14 protein-coding genes and 1 tRNA gene are annotated in these 16,653 nt (G+C 60.1%); 7 read left to right on the top strand and 8 right to left on the bottom strand.

Annotated elements, in window-relative coordinates; translation table 11 throughout:
* Nucleotides 1-11: 11 nt before the first annotated feature.
* Genes AAD027_RS11190 through AAD027_RS11180 form a run of 3 tightly spaced genes read right to left on the bottom strand, consistent with a single transcriptional unit; the run spans nt 12 to nt 1,610 of the window.
* Nucleotides 12-494: a hypothetical protein gene (locus AAD027_RS11190; RefSeq protein ID WP_341726108.1), complete on the bottom strand. Its 483-nt coding sequence runs from the start codon at nt 492-494 to the stop codon at nt 12-14.
* Nucleotides 495-501: 7 nt separating this feature from the next.
* Nucleotides 502-825 (bottom strand): hypothetical protein, encoded by a 324-nt coding sequence (locus AAD027_RS11185; protein WP_341726107.1) that lies wholly within the window; start codon nt 823-825, stop codon nt 502-504.
* Nucleotides 826-860: 35 nt separating this feature from the next.
* A complete protein-coding gene (locus tag AAD027_RS11180; RefSeq protein ID WP_341726106.1) occupies nt 861-1,610 on the bottom strand; it encodes a hypothetical protein in 750 nt (249 codons plus the stop codon).
* Between AAD027_RS11180 and AAD027_RS11175 the strand changes: the two genes are divergently transcribed.
* From AAD027_RS11175 to AAD027_RS11165, 3 genes are all read left to right on the top strand, one after another.
* The gene (locus tag AAD027_RS11175) at nt 1,602-2,063 is read left to right on the top strand and encodes a helix-turn-helix domain-containing protein (protein ID WP_425605439.1); all 462 of its coding nucleotides are present in this window, start codon (nt 1,602-1,604) and stop codon (nt 2,061-2,063) included. The two genes, AAD027_RS11180 and AAD027_RS11175, sit on opposite strands and share 9 nt — an antisense overlap.
* A 125-nt stretch (nt 2,064-2,188) precedes the next feature.
* Complete coding sequence (locus tag AAD027_RS11170; RefSeq protein WP_341726105.1) at nt 2,189-3,304, top strand: dsDNA nuclease domain-containing protein; 1,116 nt, start codon at nt 2,189-2,191, stop codon at nt 3,302-3,304.
* Between the two features lie 41 nt (nt 3,305-3,345).
* Nucleotides 3,346-5,043: a hypothetical protein gene (locus AAD027_RS11165; protein ID WP_341726104.1), complete on the top strand. Its 1,698-nt coding sequence runs from the start codon at nt 3,346-3,348 to the stop codon at nt 5,041-5,043.
* On the opposite strand, the gene AAD027_RS11160 is transcribed toward AAD027_RS11165, so the two are convergent.
* From AAD027_RS11160 to AAD027_RS11150, 3 genes are all read right to left on the bottom strand, one after another.
* Nucleotides 5,040-6,440, bottom strand: coding sequence for a site-specific integrase (locus tag AAD027_RS11160; protein WP_341726103.1), 1,401 nt, complete (start codon nt 6,438-6,440; stop codon nt 5,040-5,042). The two genes, AAD027_RS11165 and AAD027_RS11160, sit on opposite strands and share 4 nt — an antisense overlap.
* A gap of 453 nt (nt 6,441-6,893) precedes the next feature.
* The gene (locus tag AAD027_RS11155; protein ID WP_341726102.1) at nt 6,894-9,365 is read right to left on the bottom strand and encodes a hypothetical protein; all 2,472 of its coding nucleotides are present in this window, start codon (nt 9,363-9,365) and stop codon (nt 6,894-6,896) included.
* 141 nt (nt 9,366-9,506) lie between these two features.
* Nucleotides 9,507-9,761 (bottom strand): hypothetical protein, encoded by a 255-nt coding sequence (locus AAD027_RS11150; protein WP_341726101.1) that lies wholly within the window; start codon nt 9,759-9,761, stop codon nt 9,507-9,509.
* 259 nt (nt 9,762-10,020) lie between these two features.
* Between AAD027_RS11150 and AAD027_RS11145 the strand changes: the two genes are divergently transcribed.
* Entirely contained in the window at nt 10,021-11,580 is a 1,560-nt protein-coding gene (locus AAD027_RS11145; protein ID WP_341726100.1) for a MobA/MobL family protein, read from the top strand.
* Between the two features lie 490 nt (nt 11,581-12,070).
* Here the strand turns inward: AAD027_RS11145 and AAD027_RS11140 are convergent, their stop codons facing one another.
* Nucleotides 12,071-13,576, bottom strand: a complete 1,506-nt coding sequence (locus AAD027_RS11140) for a DUF6538 domain-containing protein (RefSeq protein ID WP_341726099.1) — start codon at nt 13,574-13,576, stop codon at nt 12,071-12,073.
* An 85-nt stretch (nt 13,577-13,661) separates the two neighbouring features.
* Nucleotides 13,662-13,754 (bottom strand) — tRNA-Ser (locus AAD027_RS11135).
* A 133-nt stretch (nt 13,755-13,887) separates the two neighbouring features.
* Here AAD027_RS11135 and dnaX point away from each other — a divergent pair.
* From dnaX to recR, 3 genes are all read left to right on the top strand, one after another.
* Nucleotides 13,888-15,633 carry a DNA polymerase III subunit gamma/tau gene (gene dnaX / locus AAD027_RS11130; RefSeq protein WP_341726098.1) on the top strand — a complete coding sequence of 582 codons (1,746 nt, stop codon included), beginning with the start codon at nt 13,888-13,890 and terminating at the stop codon, nt 15,631-15,633.
* A 7-nt stretch (nt 15,634-15,640) separates the two neighbouring features.
* Nucleotides 15,641-15,961, top strand: coding sequence for a YbaB/EbfC family nucleoid-associated protein (locus AAD027_RS11125; protein ID WP_341726097.1), 321 nt, complete (start codon nt 15,641-15,643; stop codon nt 15,959-15,961).
* Nucleotides 15,962-16,044: 83 nt separating this feature from the next.
* Nucleotides 16,045-16,638 carry a recombination mediator RecR gene (recR, locus tag AAD027_RS11120; RefSeq protein WP_341726096.1) on the top strand — a complete coding sequence of 198 codons (594 nt, stop codon included), beginning with the start codon at nt 16,045-16,047 and terminating at the stop codon, nt 16,636-16,638.
* Nucleotides 16,639-16,653: the final 15 nt, after the last annotated feature.

Raw genomic sequence — 16,653 nt, 5'->3', positions numbered from 1 at the left:
GTGCACTCTGCCTACGTGCCGCGTTGAAGGGATGTGTTTCGGATGAGGCTATAAATCGTTCCACCGATAAGTGGCACGACCACGTGCGCCGGCACCAAGGCCAACACCGCCAGACTGAAGATCGCTCCGGTTTGCTCGGGATACGGAAGCGCTGGCGCAAGTCCCATGCCGAGGAAGGCCATCACGTGGGTGACCAGGACCACGGCCCAGGAGACGAAGAAGCCCTTCCAGAACCCACCCTGCTTTAGCCCCTGCTGCGCGAAGTGGGAGTAGGGCTGTCGTTCGATCCAGTCCCGGCGCCGATAGGCGCGATAGCTGATCCAATACAGGAAGCCGAGAAGCAAGAGCAGACCGAGCGCCCCCGCGACGGCGAGCCAGCCGAGGGAATATCCCTGCTGGATCGCCTCGAAGCCCCCGCCAGCGAAGACCAGGCTGGCCCCGCCGAGCAGGACCGTCGCGCAGCCAACGTGCGCGTATGAGCGTGTGGTTGTCATAGGGTGCTCAGGGCCTGTGCGCCGTCCAGGTGCCGGACGCTTTCGAGAACCGAACCGGTTCCACAAACGGCCGAACCTGGGGCGTCCCAGCGATGTCCAAAACGATGGAGCCGCCCACGTCGCACACCACGCCGTCGGCCGTCTCCGACTTCCGACAGCCGCTCAGATCGAAATCCCGGTATTCCCTCACCTGGACAGCACTGCCCATCGCCCGTTCGAACGTGGCCGTGATGGCTTTCTGGGCGTCGGCGTCCGAGGGCTTGCTGCCACCGCAGGCGGTCAACGCCAAAGCAGCAGAGAGGGCGATGGCGGGGTTGCGAAAGATGGTCATGGTCTCTTCCTGGTTGAGTTGGGAGGGCAGGGCGGTCACTTGTCGCGATTGCCGTTGGAGTCGAACCCGCCAATCCACACGCGGGTGTCCCGGAAAGGCGTCAGGATTCCGGAGGGGCCCGGATAGAGGTCTTCCGCACGCAAGTAGCCCGAGATCCATGCGGCGCTGAGCGCGATCTTCCTGGCCTGCTCGGCCACCCCATCGCGGGACGTGGTGAAGTTGAAGGGCTCGCGGGGCGGGTTGGGGCCGGAGGTTCGCTGATCGCCGGTGTTGGGCTTACCAGGGCGCACCCGCAGACCGACCATCAGATCTGTGGTGGCCTTGGCGCGTGCGTTGTCGTTGAGCTCGGCCTCCTCGCCGAGGTCGTCCCGGATGGTCAGAGGGGCGTCCGCACAGGCTTGGAAGGTTTCCGTGGTGGACGCGGTAGCGCTGGTCCAGATCCGGGCTTCCACGGTCCAACAGGGCAGCGACGCGCCCCATTCCTTGTAGGTCAGCGCGACCCGGGGCCAGTCCAGGCGGCCCATTTGGGCGGCCTGGTGGTCCTCGTTCTTGTAGAGCCCATTGATGCGCCCGGCCCCATCGATGGGGGTGTACAGCGGGCCTGCCTGGATGCGGGAGCCGGAGCGGGGCTTGGCCCCGACCATCCGTTCCCCAGCGTCTTTCAGGCTGTCACCCAGCTGGCGGAAGAAGCCTGGCTTTTGTGCGGGCTGGTCTTGGGCGAGGGCAGGAGAACCGGCCAGCGCCAAAGAAAGGAGCGTGAAGGCTCCAGATCGTGCGTGCTTCATAAGAGACCCCTGTTGACCGTCTGGTCGACGGATGTTTGCCAATATGGCAAATGCGGCACAAACTTGGAACCGTCACACTGCGGGTTCAGTCAGCAACCGTTCGATCTCTGCCCCGTGCCAGCCCCAATTCCCCCTGCCCGCACTTTGGGCCGTCGCCTACGCGAGGCTCGTCAGGCACGGGGGTTAACTCAAGCCGAGCTTGGGGCGGTGCTGGGCTTGGAAGACGAGAACTCGGCTGCCCCGCGTATTTCCAGATACGAACGCGGGGATCGGATGCCGGATGAGAGGACGATGGAGGCATTGGCTGAAGCCTTAGGGCTTCCCGTCGCCTATTTCTATGCGGCTTCCGACACGCTGGCAGAGGTCATCTTGCTCGTGTCGAAGTTGCCATCAGCCAAGCAGAAAGAAGCACTGAAGCTGCTGCGGGAAATAGCAGGTTCGGAAGAACGTTAGAGCGCGGCTCGCAGCGCAAACACGGAAGTTCATTGCGCCTCCCTTTTGTTGACACCGGTCACGAACCTGACTCTAATCCGCAAAGGGACGTAGGCTGAGGACTTCTGGCGCGTGGGGACGAGGGAATGAGTTCGAACGCCATTGCGGATTTCATGGCCACTGCGCCTTTGGCGGAGGAAGGCGGCGCGATCTCATCCGATCGCTTTGACTATCAAAAGAACTGGGCACTGGCCCGGCTGTTGAGCCTCCATCAGGGGGGCGGAAACTACGTCCTGCTCTGCGAACTGCATGAGGACATCGCCGTCCTCGATTGCCCGGAGCAACCATCCAGTGCGGTCTTCTATCAGATCAAGACCAGCGATAAGAACGCATGGACTTTAAAGAAGCTGACTAATCGTAAGAAGGGCAAAGAAGGCTCTTTACTGCCATCTATCCTAGGACGCCTCTGTGCGAAGGCCGCGCACCTCAAAGGTCAAAAAGTTACGTTCCAGTTTGTGACCAATAACGGCAGCGGCTATAGCTTTAAGACGCCTACAGCAAGTCACGCCAACGAAGCATCTGGGCAGCGCCTGTTCGAAGCCCTGAATCCTGACGAATGGGAGTCGGTTCGGACATGTTTGAAAGATGAGCTAGGGGAAGACTTCGGTGACATTCTTCAAGATGGGTTGATGGTTTCCATCGCTCAGATTCCTTTGGGGATGCACAACGAGGCGACGCTAGGTCTTGTGACTGACTTCCTGGATCAGGGAGGCAAAGGCGTCCACATCAACCCTAAGGTGTTCTACCGAAGCCTTTTTGATGAGTTGCGACGAAGAACGGTGGCCAAGAGGCCGACCGGAACAATCGCGGACGTCTGCAAGGTCAAGGGCATCGACAGGCAAGAATTCGACTTGATGCTGAAAAGCGCCAGCTTAGTCGCTCCGGCAGCAGGCGCTTGGAATCATGTCTTGGCAGAGCTTCACAAAGACGGAGTATCGCTGGCCATACGAGCGAACCTGAGGGCGGCCTACCCAGACTATTTTTCCCGGATGCAAAGTCCGTTGGATACTGCATTTCGAAAGGACTACCGGCTTCTGGTCGCAGCCCTTGAGAGCGCAGTTCTCGAGAATCCTACCCTCCTGCAGTTGGCGCAAGAGGCCGTGGCCCGGGCTAGGAAAGAGCCGGGTTACGGTGCGGCTGGCCTGTCGCCCGAACAGGAACTTATCGTCGTGATGATGGCGTTCTATGAAGCCCACCCCTAACAACTTCCGGATGCTGGTGCGCAGTCTAAGGACCAGGACACATGAAAAGCTTAGTCTTTCAAAAGCTTCATCTCGTTTCCCATCGGGAGCGAAAAGCAAGGTCGATCGAGTTCCATCCCGACGTAACGGTGGTCAAGGGGCTAAATGATGTAGGCAAATCGTCTCTGGCCAAGTCCATATACGGCACCCTCGGCGCCCCGGCGGCCGAGGTCCATCCCGACTGGAAGGCTGCCAGCGTGATTTCTGCGCTCGAGTTCACGGTAAACGGCAACCCCTACGTCATGCTGAAGGAAGGCAAGACGTTTACCTTAATTCAGGCGGACAGAGTTCTGGGCTGCTACACCTCGATCACTGAGGGCTTAGCGCCGGCCTTGTATGAGCTCTTGGGTGCGAAGCTGAGGCTGAAGAACCGCAAGGATGAGGTCGTTGTTCCACCTCCCGCCTATCTATTCATCCCTTTCTATGTGGATCAGGACGCCGGTTGGAGTCAACCGTGGACTTCGTTTGATCGGTTGGATCAGTTTGCTCGTTGGCGAGAAGACGTGGTGAACTTCCACGTGGGCGTGACCGGCGCTGAATACTTTGATGCGCTTGAGGCGCAAGCAATTGCAACAGCTGCAAAAGTCGAGCCTGCCAAGCAGTTGGATGGTCTACGATCGCTCCAGAAGCGCGCGAAAGACACCATGGTCGAAGATATCGACATGGAAATCGATCCGGAGGTTTTTGCGGAAGAAATCGAACGTGTCGTCGGAATTCTCGAGTCGCTCGTGGAGGTTCGAGAGCAGGAGCGCGCCAAGCTCGCCACATTGACTGAGAGGCGACTTCAGCTCGAGGCTCAGCGCGAAATTCTTGATCGGGTGCGCCGAGAACTCCACGCGGATTACATGTTTGCAGTGAGGCATGCCGACGATGAGCTGGAATGCCCAACATGCGGACAACTTCACGAGAACTCCTTCGCGCAGCGATTTGCTCTCGCGCAAGACGAGGGCAGGGCGGACGATGTGCTGGTGGAGGTTATGGACAACCTCGCTTTGGTGTCGGGTCAGATTGCCATTAGTCGCCAACGTTTGAGGGACGCAAACGAGGATGAGCAAAAGTTCAACGAGTTGCTGACCAGGCGCAGAGGTCAGGTCACTTTCGCTCGACTCCTGGAGCGCGCAGGTCAAAAGACGTTTTCCTCGCAGCTTGACGCTCAGATGACTGATCTGGTCGCCGAAGTTGCGGATTTGGATTACCGAATTAAGCAAGCAACGGAAAGGCTAAGGAGCGCACGTTCGCCGGAAAGGAAGAAGAACATCCTTGAGACCTATAGCGGCCTTCTGAGGGCGTTCTCAAGCAAACTTAGCGTGACATTCCCAGATGCATTCCATGAGGCCCTCACAGCGAGACTTCACGAGACCGGCAGTGATCGTCCGCGAGCTGTTCTCGCTTACCTCTATGCAATACTTTGTCTGATCTGGGAGACTGAGGATGCGGTGAGGTGTCCAATTGTTTTGGACTCGCCAAAGCAACAGGATCAGGATGACTTTAACCACCTTAGCCTGCTTCACTTCATTCGAAATGATCGTCCACCGGGATCTCAGTTAATACTGTTCCTGGTGGACGATGCCGGCGTGGACTTTGGGCGTGAGCCTTTGGTATTGGATGCGAAGTATTCACTGCTTTCAGAGAGCGAATACGAAGGCGTGTCAGAGGTCATCCGCAACCTTCAGGCCATGCGTGAGATGTCTTTGCATTAGGGATGGAACTTGCTTGGATCTGCGAGCTGCCCCGCAAACTGGCCCCTTTGGTAGGCGGGTAGCGCCACCGGTGGCTGGTAGCTTGCCAGCGCCTTGATTTGCTTGGATCGGGCCACCGCCGGCTTCTTGTGGAAGTAGGCCTCATGCAGGACCGGCACCTTCTTTGACACAGAGTGGCCGGTGACCAGCGCGATGTCCTCTTCAGGAATGCCTTGGTGATGTAGCTCGGTGGCGAAGGTGTGCCGGAACGCGTGGAAGCCCACGCCCTTCGGGAAGCCGAGATCCCGCAGGTAACGCCCGAACTGGTTCAAGATGCCCTGGCTGTAGCGGGCATTGGTCTCTCCGGTCTTTCGGTTCACGCCGGCGGAGAGGTGCGGGAAGAGGCGAGGGTGCCCACATGCGCGCATGTCTTCGACGAACTCAATGAAGCCTGCATCCAGCAGGGGCTTGGGGATGGGCAAGGTCCTAACCGCGGCCTTGCCTTTAAGGCTCTGGCGGCTCCGGCCGGTGGCCTTGTGCGCCAAGTCGGCGTCGATCGTCTTTTGGATGCGGATGCACCACACGCCGCTCTCTTGAACAATGTCGGCCAACTTGAGCTGAGCCACTTCGTTGATGCGAGCACCTGTGTAGAGGCCAATCATCGGGGCCCACCAGCGGTGCGGATGGCACTTGGCCCAGGGGATGAACGTGGCGGGGGAGAAGATTCGCTTCAAATCCTCATCATCGAAGAGCCGCTCTGGCTTGTTCGGGTCGATCGCCAGATCTTTCTTGACTTCCGCGAACGGTGCCATGGGAGAGGCAGGAATGGCGCGGGTGCGAACCAGCTGATTGAAGAAGGCAACCAGGAACCGCCGGTGCCTTTCCATGGTCGCCGGCGCGGGCGCTTGGACGCTCTCCTTCTTGCCTAGGGCAATCGATCTGTCTGGCGTCAGTGCGTTGAGGTTCGGAAAGGACATCAGGCCGGTGGGTGCCCAGCGGATCACATCCCACAATTGATAGATGTGCTTGTGGTCGATGCGGGAAACCGGAATGTCGCCGCACGTCAGCTTCAGCAGCTTCAAGGTGCGTTCGGTCGCTTCGATGGTCCTGGGCTGGAGGTTTCGCCGGGCCATGTCGTTGAGATGGTCTTGCATCTCGATCGAAAGAAGGCGAGCGGGGGAGGCCACCGGGAGCGGCTCAGGGTAGCGGGTTGCGCTCTTGCTGATCCGAAGTCGCTTGGTCTTGTCGCAGGCCATCAGGAAGATCTCCTGAAGATTGATGGCGGCTTCTCGACCCGCGATAGCGACTTCCTCAATGACGACCCGTCCGATACGGACGCCTTTCATTGTGAGCAAGCCGAAGGGGCTGTTGATGTAGTTCTGAAGCGTTTGGTTGGTTGCGTGGGGTTGGTTCGACACGGTTTCACTTCCATCTGAAGATGGAAGTAAGTTCAATCAGGAAAGAAATTCGTCAACCCGGTTGCGACATTTTTCTGCAGGGCGAGTGATGACCTTAGGCATTGAGAACTTCATGGGATCAAATGGCATGCGTGCGATGCGCATTAACGTCGAGTCGCTCAATGCAATCCCAGTAAGATCAATGGTTTGCATTTTTAGCTGGCGCTTGCTTTCGGAGTCATTACCGTACTGTTTAACGAAGTAAGCTAACTTGCAGCTCAGGACTTGTTAGGGAAGATCTGTACGCTGGATAAATAGCGTGATCGGGGCCCGCCGCCTGTAGGTCGTTACGTTAGTTTATTTCTAGTTCTATACTCGGCCATGTCAAGAATGGGTAGGAGCCGGATTCGAATTCCGTCTAAAGATGGGCAAATATTGTCCGCACTTCGTGCCCACACGGTCGTCACGTTAGTGCTACTTTGTAGAACGAAATCCTCTTGGGCGATCAGTAGATGCATTCGCGACCGCCCGCTCCGCGGGACCTCTAACGCTCTCAAACGTTCCCTCTTGGCTTCTGAGCACGCCGGGGAAGTCATAGTAGTCCGCCGCGATGTTCGCAAGGTTCCATTGCTCCTCCAGATAGCTTCTGAAAGCGAGCGTCCTTTCGTAGCGATGGTCGATACGGAATGAGGCGGCTTCCTTCACCACGTCCATTCTGTGTTTCTCACTGAAAATTGGCGTATCAATGCTCATTGCATCAAGGAATGCAAATGACCCACACCAGTGGCGGATGTGATAGATGCCAATCGTGGTCGCTCTAAAGTAATGTCCCTCAATTCCTTCCTCTTCAGGGACAGGGATCTCGCGATAGTGAGCATGGGGGGTCTCGATTAGTCGCTTTGAGGCTAGTCTTCGGGCGGCCATAGCGATCTGTTCCGGAACGAACCGTTGCTTAGCTATCTCACGCAGTATCACGCTCCCGCTTACGAATCCATCATTATCAACATACCCCGTGTTTGAGCTAAGAAAGGCGACGATGAGGTGGCATAAGAAATGCTCCCTCGGATCAGCCAGGAATACGTCATAAATATTGCAGGCAACTAGCGAGGATTGCGAATTGAAGTATGCGTAGTCTCCAAGCAGGGCGTGCTTGGTGAACTCATGGAAAGGGATTCGGTAATTGTGGGTTTTCTCCTCTAACTCAACAATTCTTGTCGAATCCACATTCGGGCTACCAAAGAAGCCTGTAATAAGTTCGACCACTGCGCGCGTATTTCCGCCAGAGATGTTGCTGAGAAAGAGTTTGATTTGGTCGCTTGATCTGATTGAGCGAGAGGTCGCCCTAAGGAAATGCACGACGCTGCTAAGGTGCAGGCGTATTGACGTGAGACTGCCGGGTGCGACTTCGCCCGTGGCTACGCGGATAGCGAATAAGATCCGCTTCTGAACGACCTCATCAGCAGGCGGAGGCGATATGGTCAGAAGCTTGTTCTGATAGGCGGCCAGGGAGCCAGATGTCTTCGATTGGTAGAAGGTGCTCGGGCGCAAAGCCACAAAGACGAGCATTGCTCTGGTTGCAGCAAACTCCTGAGCAATCAGAAATGTCTCTTGCTGAACCTGAAAAGATCGCTGGTCAGCATTGTCCAGCACGAGGATGATCTGCTTCTTCCGACCGAAGACCAGGTGAGCCAGAGATTTACGAAGGTGCTCATCCTTTCTCTCAACTTTCGCTGACAGGAAATCAATCTTGTCGCGCTCGTATTGAGGGGGGTCAATATCCTTTAGCCTCCCTCTCACGCCGCTGGAAAAGTCGAGGAGATCTTGATGATATATCGACCTAACAAATCTATCCTCGAAGATGTCTACTTCATATTGCTTCTTCAAAACGGAAGGAATCTCATCAAGGATGAATCCCTTGATGTCCTCAGTCAGCGTCGCCTTTAGACCTAAGTTCAGGTGAATAAAGTATGTCGAGCTCTTTTCCGCGCCACTGAGACTTTGGAATAGGTTCTCAAAGAATGAGGTCTTTCCAACACCAATGTCTCCAACAACGACAATAGGTCTGGCGCCATGGCTGCCTATCCCAGGATCTGAAAATTTTATCGACTCTCCGGCGTTCACAACCGTTATTTCATCAAGCGCCGAAGGAGTCATTCCATCATCTGCAACTCGACGATATCGTGCTTCGATTATGTTCTTGCTCATCAGCAAGTGACGATTGTTTGCTTCTAGCGGAATATAGCACTCGCTATAGAAGTCGGACTTCAGCTCCGGATTGTCCTCGATTTCTTCGAGCAGCAAACTTGACAGTGACCTAACGTTTTCTTGGAAGTCACTTCTGTATCGATACTTGTAGGGTTCGGGAATGGAAATTGCTGCCTTCGGGGGTATGCGAGGATTACGGTGAACGCTAAGCAGCGTGTAAGCTTGGTTCTCCTGGACACCCTCCGGCGAAAGGAGCTTCCATAGCAGTGAGAAGTTGGTCAGGTAGCTCTCAAATCCATCGAATACATAGCATTCGCCTTCCAAAGGGGAGCCGCCGGGCACGAAGGACTGGAAAATTATCAACTGCGGCCCGTTGCAAATCACAGCAACATGCGCACCGCGCATTGCGCAGTAAGGTATGACCTGTCTCACCGCCGCACTCAGATTCTTGGAGTATGCGAGTAGCGATGGCAGTTTCCTTACAAGCAACTTTCCGGGAGGCATATCAAAGAGAATAGCCTCACGTTTCGCTTCAAGAACAGCATTTCGCCCTAGGTTGTAGTCGCTGTAGCCCCCAAGTGCGTCGTGGTCCTCAACTTCGATATCTGGTTTCTGCCAGCCCAAACACTCAACCAGAAGTCGGTCCACGAACTGGAAGCGGTTCTGTGCTTCGTTCCACTCGGAACTCTCTGGCGGCCTTGCTGCCAAAATGGCGGCGAGTGCCTGCCGGCCCTCTGTCATTTCTAAGGATGCGCGCACGAAGGACCCCGTTGCTTGTTTCGTTTCTCGGAATCTATACCACCTTGGTATCTAAAGGGCTAGTGGAGCGCATTTCATGCGTAGCGACCCGCCGAATCTGGCGCAATGTTGATCTGCCGCCTCTCAATGTGAAAGGGTTGATCTATCCCGCATGACATGGGCTAGCGCGTCCATAAGTTCGATATCGCTTAGCTGATCAGCGCCGCATTCAAAAACGATATCAGCTACCCGCTGGCGGCGGCGAAGCTCCTCGCGTTTGGCAGCAATTCTTGCCTGTGATTCCCGGCGCTGCTTGGCTATAAGCTCTTTGGCTTGAAGGTGGCCCAGGCGCGCGGTAGCCCGTGCGATCTGATCTTGGTAGTGATTTTTGGAAGCCATATAGTGTCTCCAGTTGTGGTCACCTCGATTCAAGCAAGGAATTCTTGGGCGTCAAGCACTTGTTGTTACGTTGAGGCCCGCAAAGTTTTCCGTCGCCAGTCTTCCAACGGCAGGGCAGGCAGGAATACAGCAAGAGCGCACATAGGCATTCCTACGGAACGCGTGCGCAAAGGGCTTCGCCCCTTGAACCCCAAGCCGCTCGCGGCTTGCGCAAATCAAAAGCCACGGCATAAAGAGCGAAGCACAAGCAGGAGCTCCGATGGCCATCTACCACGCCCGCGTCAAAACCTTCAGCCGCGCCAAAGGCCATTCGTCAGTCGCCGCGGCCGCCTACCGCGCCGGCCTGCTTCTCGTTGACGAGAAGACAGGTTCGCGGCACGACTACCGCCGGCGTGGCGGTGTCGTCGAGACCCGGTGCGTGGTTCCGGACGATGCGCCCGACTGGTCGATGGTTCCCGCGCAGCTGTGGTCAGCTGCGGAACACGCCGAGCGCCGTAAGGATGCGACTGTGGCAAGGGAGTTCGAGGTGGCGTTGCCGCACGAACTCAATGACGACCAACGGTCTGCCCTTGCCGCGGAGATCACCCGAGCGCTGGTGCAACGCTACCGGTTCGCCGCTCAGGCAAGCGTCCATGCTCCGGACGCCAAGGATGGGCTTAACTGGCACCTCCACATTCTGGCCACCACGCGCCGCCTGGATGCCGAAGGCTTGGCGGACAAGACCCGCGAATTGGATGGCGGACCATCCGGGAAGTCAGAGGTCGAATGGGTGCGGGAAATGGTGGCCAAGGTGACCAATGCCCATCTTGAGGCCGCGGAGGTTCGGGTCCAGGTGGACCACCGAAGCCTTGAGGCACAAGCCGCGGACGCGATGGCGCGGGGTGATCTGGTGGCTGCCGCACTCTTGACCCGGCAGCCCACCCAGCATGTCGGCAAGAACGCGTCCGCCCTGGCCCGCCGTGGTGAAGACGTGGACCGGGCCGAGGGCAATACGGCGATCCACGAAGCGAACAGCCAGCAGTTCGAAAGGCTCCTCGAGACCTTCGAGCCGATGGTACCGACCGCCGGCCATGGTCCGGAGCAGGCCCGTCGGGAGCGCCGTCAGGCAAACAAGCGTGCTGGCCTGGACCTGGCATTGCCCGATGGTAGCCAGATGATCGGTGTGCGGGGGCTGGTCGGCCTGTCCATCGGGCAGCTCACAGTGCCACCCAAGGCACCAGGCCCTTCGACCCAGGATATCTTTGGCGAGGCGGTTCGGTTGTGGCTGGATGGGGCGTTGGCAGCTGTCGTGGATGGGCTGAGGAGCACCCGCCGCTTCCTGGAAGAACACGCCAGCCGCCTCGCGGCGTTCGCGGACCACCCGCGTCTGCGCGCCGACCTGCGGGAGCTGGTGAAACGGCTCAAAACGCTTCGCCGATGGGCGACGGAAGGGAAGCGGCGGCAGCTGGCCGAGCGGCACGCGCTCAAGCTGCTCCACCGGGCAGAGCACGCGCTCGAGGAATTCGTGGAGAACAACCCGAAGCCGACCGACGGGACTGAGAAGGAATGGGCAAGGCGGCGCGGCCGGCGGCTGGCCGCGATCGAACAGCGCTTGGCGGCGTTGAAAGCCGCGAGGGAGGCGGTCGCGCCCGCCGCCGAGGCCGTGGGCGAGCAAAGCCTGTCCGGTGCTGTGGAGGCCGTCGAGGAGTGGAGCGACCGGATGCTGCAGAGCTATCCCATCGACTCGGACGCCTTGGCGCCTGGGTTCGGCCCCATCGACCCGGCGGCGTTGAAAGCGATCGAAGCCAATCAGTCCTCGCGCCCGCCGCGTTTGCATTGAACGAGAACGCCCCGCTGAAACGGGGCGTTGTTCGGGTGGGGTGGGGCTTTATCTTCAGTGGAGCGTGGGGCCCTTGCGGGCGGAGTCCTCTGAAGGCTTTGCGCCTCGCCCTCGACGGCCCACAAGGAGAGCGTCCAAGGGGGCGAGCGGTTCCCGCTCGATGAGGCGTTCTTTCGTCGCCGTGACCGCAGGAGCCAAGTGGGATGTGGGCGGTGAGTTCTCAAAAGTAGGAGCCCCGTGCCCGCGTTGGCGCAAGATTTCTTCTGCCAGCTCCAACGCGAGACGGATATCTTCAGAGCGCTCGCTGGTGCTGAGGTCTTTCGCTCGATGAAGATGCCCGCTCAGGAGCTGGGTGGCGATTCGGGTTTGGGCGTCGGGCATGGGCAGGTCCTGCTGCGTGGGAGTGACTTGCAGCGAAGCAGGTTTCACGTGTTTCACAAGCCCTATTCATCGGAACTTTTTCACAGTTCTAGGGTTTAGTCCACGCCGGTCATTTCTCCGAGACTCGCTTTCGCCCCGCGCGTGGTGTTGGCGCCGTGTCGAGTAACAGTTGTGCGAGCACCGGCAGATTCAAACCGAAGGACAAGGCCGTCAGGCCGGGCGTGCTGGGCCCAGGTCCATGAAGTTTTTCGCGCACAGTGAAATCGCGGCTATACGTCGAGTGGTGCTCGTCGTCGAGTTCGTGCCCCACCAGTTGAGCGCGCAGTTCCGAAGGCACGCCAGCGCCTTGAAGAGCTTGAATCACTGTTTTCCTGAGCGAATGGAAGCCTCGCTTGCCGGCGGGCCAGCTCTTCCCCACCTGCTCCAGGTGGCGGCCGAAGGCTTTGGTGATCCAGTTGCCGGCCCCATTTTTCGCATCTGCTTTGGCTGCAGGGAACAGGCGTTCGGTGCCAGCGGCCCGTAGCCCATCGACCCACTCCCGGAAGCCCAGCGCCAGCAGGTCCGGATGCACGGGCACCGTCCGTAGGCTGACCTCGGTCTTCACTTTTTGGTATTCGCCCTCATCCGACACCCGGATGCATAGCAGGCCGTCCTCTTCGATGACGTCCGCGACCAAGAGTTGACCCACTTCGGACGCCCTGGCCCCCGTGTAAAGGCCGATGACCGCAGCCCATCGGGCCGACAGGGCCAAGCTCTCGAACGCCGCCGGAGCAAACAAGGCCTGGATTTGGTGTGCGTCATAGGCTTTGAAGCCGAACTTGCGCCTGGCCCGCTTCTCCCGAATCGAATACGAGACATGGCCGGCCGCCGGATTGTCGCCCTTTGGGAAATAGCCGGATGCTTGGGCCCATTCGAAGAAGCCACTGCGACCGCCTACATACGATTGCTTGTTGGTCAAGGTAGGGGTAGAGGCACCCTCGTCGCGCATGTGCTGATACCAGCGTGCCAGATCCGTCCTAGTAACTGTGTGCAGCTTGGTCTTGTTCCCAAGGAAGCGAACCAAGGCCTCCACCGCCGTCTTCTTAATCGTGAGGGTCTTGGGCAGGGTGCTGCTCTGCAAGGTGGCCAGCCAAGCATCGCGAGCATCCGCCAGCGTGATGGGGGTGATCTTCGCCCTGGCCGCGGCGAACTCGCGGGCCGGCAGGGGAGAATTGACCGCATCCAAGAGCGGGTCGTTGGACTGATGGGCCTGCTGGAAGAGCCGCAGGTCGTCCTCATTGTCGATCTGCCAACGCTCGCTGACGGTTCCGTCCGGAGCCTTGGTTCGGTGAAGGGTCAGGTCCTTCAGGCCCTCGGTCTGCGTCAACCGAGCAATCAGCTCGTCGACCTCTTTCTTGCCAAGCTTGTCCATCCGCCGGTCCCTCAGCGAGGTGAAGGCTTGAGCATAACGCGATGCCAGCAGGATGGCGCGCAAGCGGGCTTCGCCGAGGTCGTTTGTGCGCAGGGTGCGCTTGAGCAGACGGCGGCCAACGAGATCCTGAAGGTCCGCGGGAACCCGCTGACGGAACGACCAAAGGCCGGTGGCGGAACGCGTGAGGTGGTGGGGTATACGCATCGGGAGATGTGTCCCGATTTGTGTCCTGCCAACCCACCCAGATGAAAGAAAAAAAGCCGTTGATTTTCAACGGCTTTTTTTGATCTGGCGGAGAGAGGGGGATTCGAACCCCCGAAGCGCGGTTTAGACGCTTACACACTTTCCAGGCGTGCTCCTTCAACCACTCGGACACCTCTCCGGGACCTGCCTGCGGACTTCCGGCCGCTTTCAGGGCCGTGAATTCTAGCCTTCGGCGGGTCCGGCCACAAGTAAAACCGGTCCGTGGCACCGATGGCGCAGGAGGGGCCTGGCCGGCATGGCACAATGTCGGCATGTCCTATCTCGTCCTTGCCCGTAAGTGGCGCCCCAAGCGTTTCGCCGAGCTGGTGGGCCAGGAACACGTGGTCCGCGCGCTGACCAACGCACTGGACAGCGGGCGCGTGCACCACGCCTTCCTGTTCACCGGTACCCGCGGCGTCGGCAAGACCACCATCGCCCGCATCTTCGCCAAGTCGCTCAACTGCGAAAAGGGCACCAGCGCCGATCCCTGCGGCCAGTGCGCGGCCTGTCTGGACATCGACGCCGGCCGCTACATCGACCTGCTGGAGATCGACGCCGCGTCCAACACCGGCGTGGACGACGTGCGCGAGGTGATCGAGAACGCGCAGTACATGCCCTCGCGCGGCAAGTTCAAGGTCTACCTGATCGACGAAGTGCACATGCTGTCCAAGGCGGCGTTCAACGCGCTGCTGAAGACGCTGGAGGAACCGCCGGAGCACGTGAAGTTCCTGCTCGCCACCACCGACCCGCAGAAGCTGCCGGTGACGGTGCTGTCGCGCTGCCTGCAGTTCAACCTGAAGCGGCTGGACGAAGGCCAGATCTCCGGCCAGATCGGCAAGATCCTGGGCGCCGAGGGCATCGAGGCCGACGATGGCGCCATCCGCCAGATCGCCAAGGCCGCCGACGGCAGCCTGCGCGATGGCCTGTCGCTGCTGGACCAGGCCATCGCCTACGCCGGCGGCGCGCTGCGCGATGACGGCGTGCGCACCATGCTGGGCACGGTGGACCGCACCCAGGTGGGCGCCATGCTGGATGCGCTGGCGCGCGGCGATGGCGAATCGCTGTTGAAAGTGGTCGCCACGCTGGCCGATTTCTCGCCCGACTGGGCGGGCGTGCTGGACGCGCTGGCTGAAGCGCTGCACCGCATCCAGGTGCGCCAACTGGTGCCGTCGGCCTCGATCGAATCCGAAGGCATCGATGTCGACGCCTTCGCCCAGCAACTGCGGCCGGAAGTGGTGCAGCTGTGGTACCAGATGGCGCTGAGCGGACGCCGCGACCTATACCTGGCGCCCAGCGGGCGCGCGGGTTTCGAGATGAGCGTGCTGCGCATGCTGGCGTTCCGTCCGGCGCAGGCCGGCGAAATGCGGGGCGAAGGCCGGCCGGCGGCGTTGGCCGCTGCGTCCCCCATACCCGCCGCCACGCCTGCGCCGCGTGCCGCCGCACCGGTGCCGGCCGTGCCACAGCAGATGGCGCGCCAGGAGCCCGTCGCGCCGCCGCCAGCGCCTGCACCCATGGCGGCGGACCAGCCGCCATGGGTGCCCGGGGACATCGTCGTACCGCCGGCTCCGCCCGCGTCACGCAGCGAGCCGGCCGCTCCCGCTCCTTCCTTCATGCTGCCGGATATCGGCATCACCGACGCCGAAACCTGGCTGCATTTCGCCGACAACAGCGGCCTGAAAGGCGTGGGCAAGCAACTGGTGGAGAACGCCGCCTTCGCCGCCTACGAATCGGGCGTGCTGAAGCTGTCGCTGGACCCGGGCTTCGACTACCTGCGCTCCGAGCGTGCGACGCGCGAGCTGTCCGACGCCATCGCCGCGCGTTACGGCGTGGCGCCCAGGCTGGTGTTCGTGGCCGCGGCCAACACCGCCGAGACGCTCAAGGAGCGCAGCCACCGCCAGCGCGACGAGCGGCGGAACGCCGCCGAGGAAACCTTCATGAACCATCCGGATGTGCAGCGGCTGATCCAGCAGCACGGCGCCAAGGTCGTCCCGGATTCCATCCGTCCATACGAAGAGTGATACCGACATGCGTGGAAACATCGCCCAACTGATGCAGCAGGCGCAGAAGATGCAGGAGAACCTGCAGCGCGCGCAGGAAGAACTGGCCAGGCTGGAAGTCACCGGCAACGCCGGCGGCGGCATGGTCAGCGTGACCCTCACCGGCACCAAGGAATGCCGCAAGGTGCGCATCGATCCGTCGGTGCTGGGCGACCAGGAGATGCTGGAGGACCTGGTGGCCGCCGCGTTCAACGACGCGGCCAACAAGGTCGATGCCGAATCCAAGGCCAAGATGGGCTCGGCCACCGCCGGCATGCCGCTGCCGCCGGGCATGAAGCTGCCGTTCTGAGAAGTCGGGATTGGGGATTCGGGAGTCGGGATTCGTGAAATGATGCCCGCTTTGCGAATCTCCAATCTCCAATCCCGAATCCCGTGTCCACACTCCTCGAACAACTGATCGAATCCCTGCGCGTGCTGCCGGGCGTGGGCCAGAAAACCGCGCAGCGGATGGCCTACCACCTGCTCGACCGCGAGCGGGAAGGGGGCAAGCGGCTGGCGGAGATGCTGGGCGTCGCGCTGGACAGCATCGGCCACTGCCGCCAGTGCCGCGACTTCACCGAAACCGAGCTCTGCGCCATCTGCGCCAGCGCCAGCCGCGACCGTCACCAACTGTGCGCGGTGGAATCGCCTTCGGACCGCCTGGCGATCGAACAGGCCACCGGCTACCGGGGCGTCTACTTCATCTTGCAGGGGCGGTTGTCGCCGCTGGATGGGATCGGTCCGCGCGAGCTGGGACTGGACCAACTGGCCGCGCGCCTGGCCGAAGGCGAAGTGACCGAACTGATCATCGCCACCAACCCCACCGTCGAAGGCGAGGCCACGGCGCACTACCTGGCGCAGCTGGCGCGCCAGCATGGCGTGCGTCCCAGCCGGTTGGCGCATGGCGTGCCGCTGGGTGGCGAACTGGAATACGTCGACCGCGGCACGCTGGCGCATGCGTTCGGCGGGCGCAGCGACATGCCGTGAAGGCCGGGATGGGAG

Origin of the sequence: Pseudoxanthomonas putridarboris (assembly GCF_038321125.1) — a bacterium.
In the GTDB taxonomy this organism is placed as follows: Bacteria; Pseudomonadota; Gammaproteobacteria; order Xanthomonadales; family Xanthomonadaceae; genus Pseudoxanthomonas_A; species Pseudoxanthomonas_A putridarboris.
The sequence above is the reverse complement of the archived record's forward strand: the minus strand, read 5'-3'. Positions and strand labels throughout refer to the sequence as shown.

Bases quoted from the DNA above. Each gene is read 5' to 3' on its own strand.
- AAD027_RS11190 (WP_341726108.1), bottom strand. From the start codon at position 494: ATGACAACCACACGCTCATACGCGCACGTTGGCTGCGCGACGGTCCTG.
- AAD027_RS11185 (WP_341726107.1), bottom strand. From the start codon at position 825: ATGACCATCTTTCGCAACCCCGCCATCGCCCTCTCTGCTGCTTTGGCG.
- AAD027_RS11180 (WP_341726106.1), bottom strand. From the start codon at position 1,610: ATGAAGCACGCACGATCTGGAGCCTTCACGCTCCTTTCTTTGGCGCTG.
- AAD027_RS11170 (WP_341726105.1), top strand. From the start codon at position 2,189: ATGAGTTCGAACGCCATTGCGGATTTCATGGCCACTGCGCCTTTGGCG.
- AAD027_RS11165 (WP_341726104.1), top strand. From the start codon at position 3,346: ATGAAAAGCTTAGTCTTTCAAAAGCTTCATCTCGTTTCCCATCGGGAG.
- AAD027_RS11155 (WP_341726102.1), bottom strand. From the start codon at position 9,365: ATGACAGAGGGCCGGCAGGCACTCGCCGCCATTTTGGCAGCAAGGCCG.
- AAD027_RS11150 (WP_341726101.1), bottom strand. From the start codon at position 9,761: ATGGCTTCCAAAAATCACTACCAAGATCAGATCGCACGGGCTACCGCG.
- AAD027_RS11145 (WP_341726100.1), top strand. From the start codon at position 10,021: ATGGCCATCTACCACGCCCGCGTCAAAACCTTCAGCCGCGCCAAAGGC.
- AAD027_RS11140 (WP_341726099.1), bottom strand. From the start codon at position 13,576: ATGCGTATACCCCACCACCTCACGCGTTCCGCCACCGGCCTTTGGTCG.
- dnaX (WP_341726098.1), top strand. From the start codon at position 13,888: ATGTCCTATCTCGTCCTTGCCCGTAAGTGGCGCCCCAAGCGTTTCGCC.
- AAD027_RS11125 (WP_341726097.1), top strand. From the start codon at position 15,641: ATGCGTGGAAACATCGCCCAACTGATGCAGCAGGCGCAGAAGATGCAG.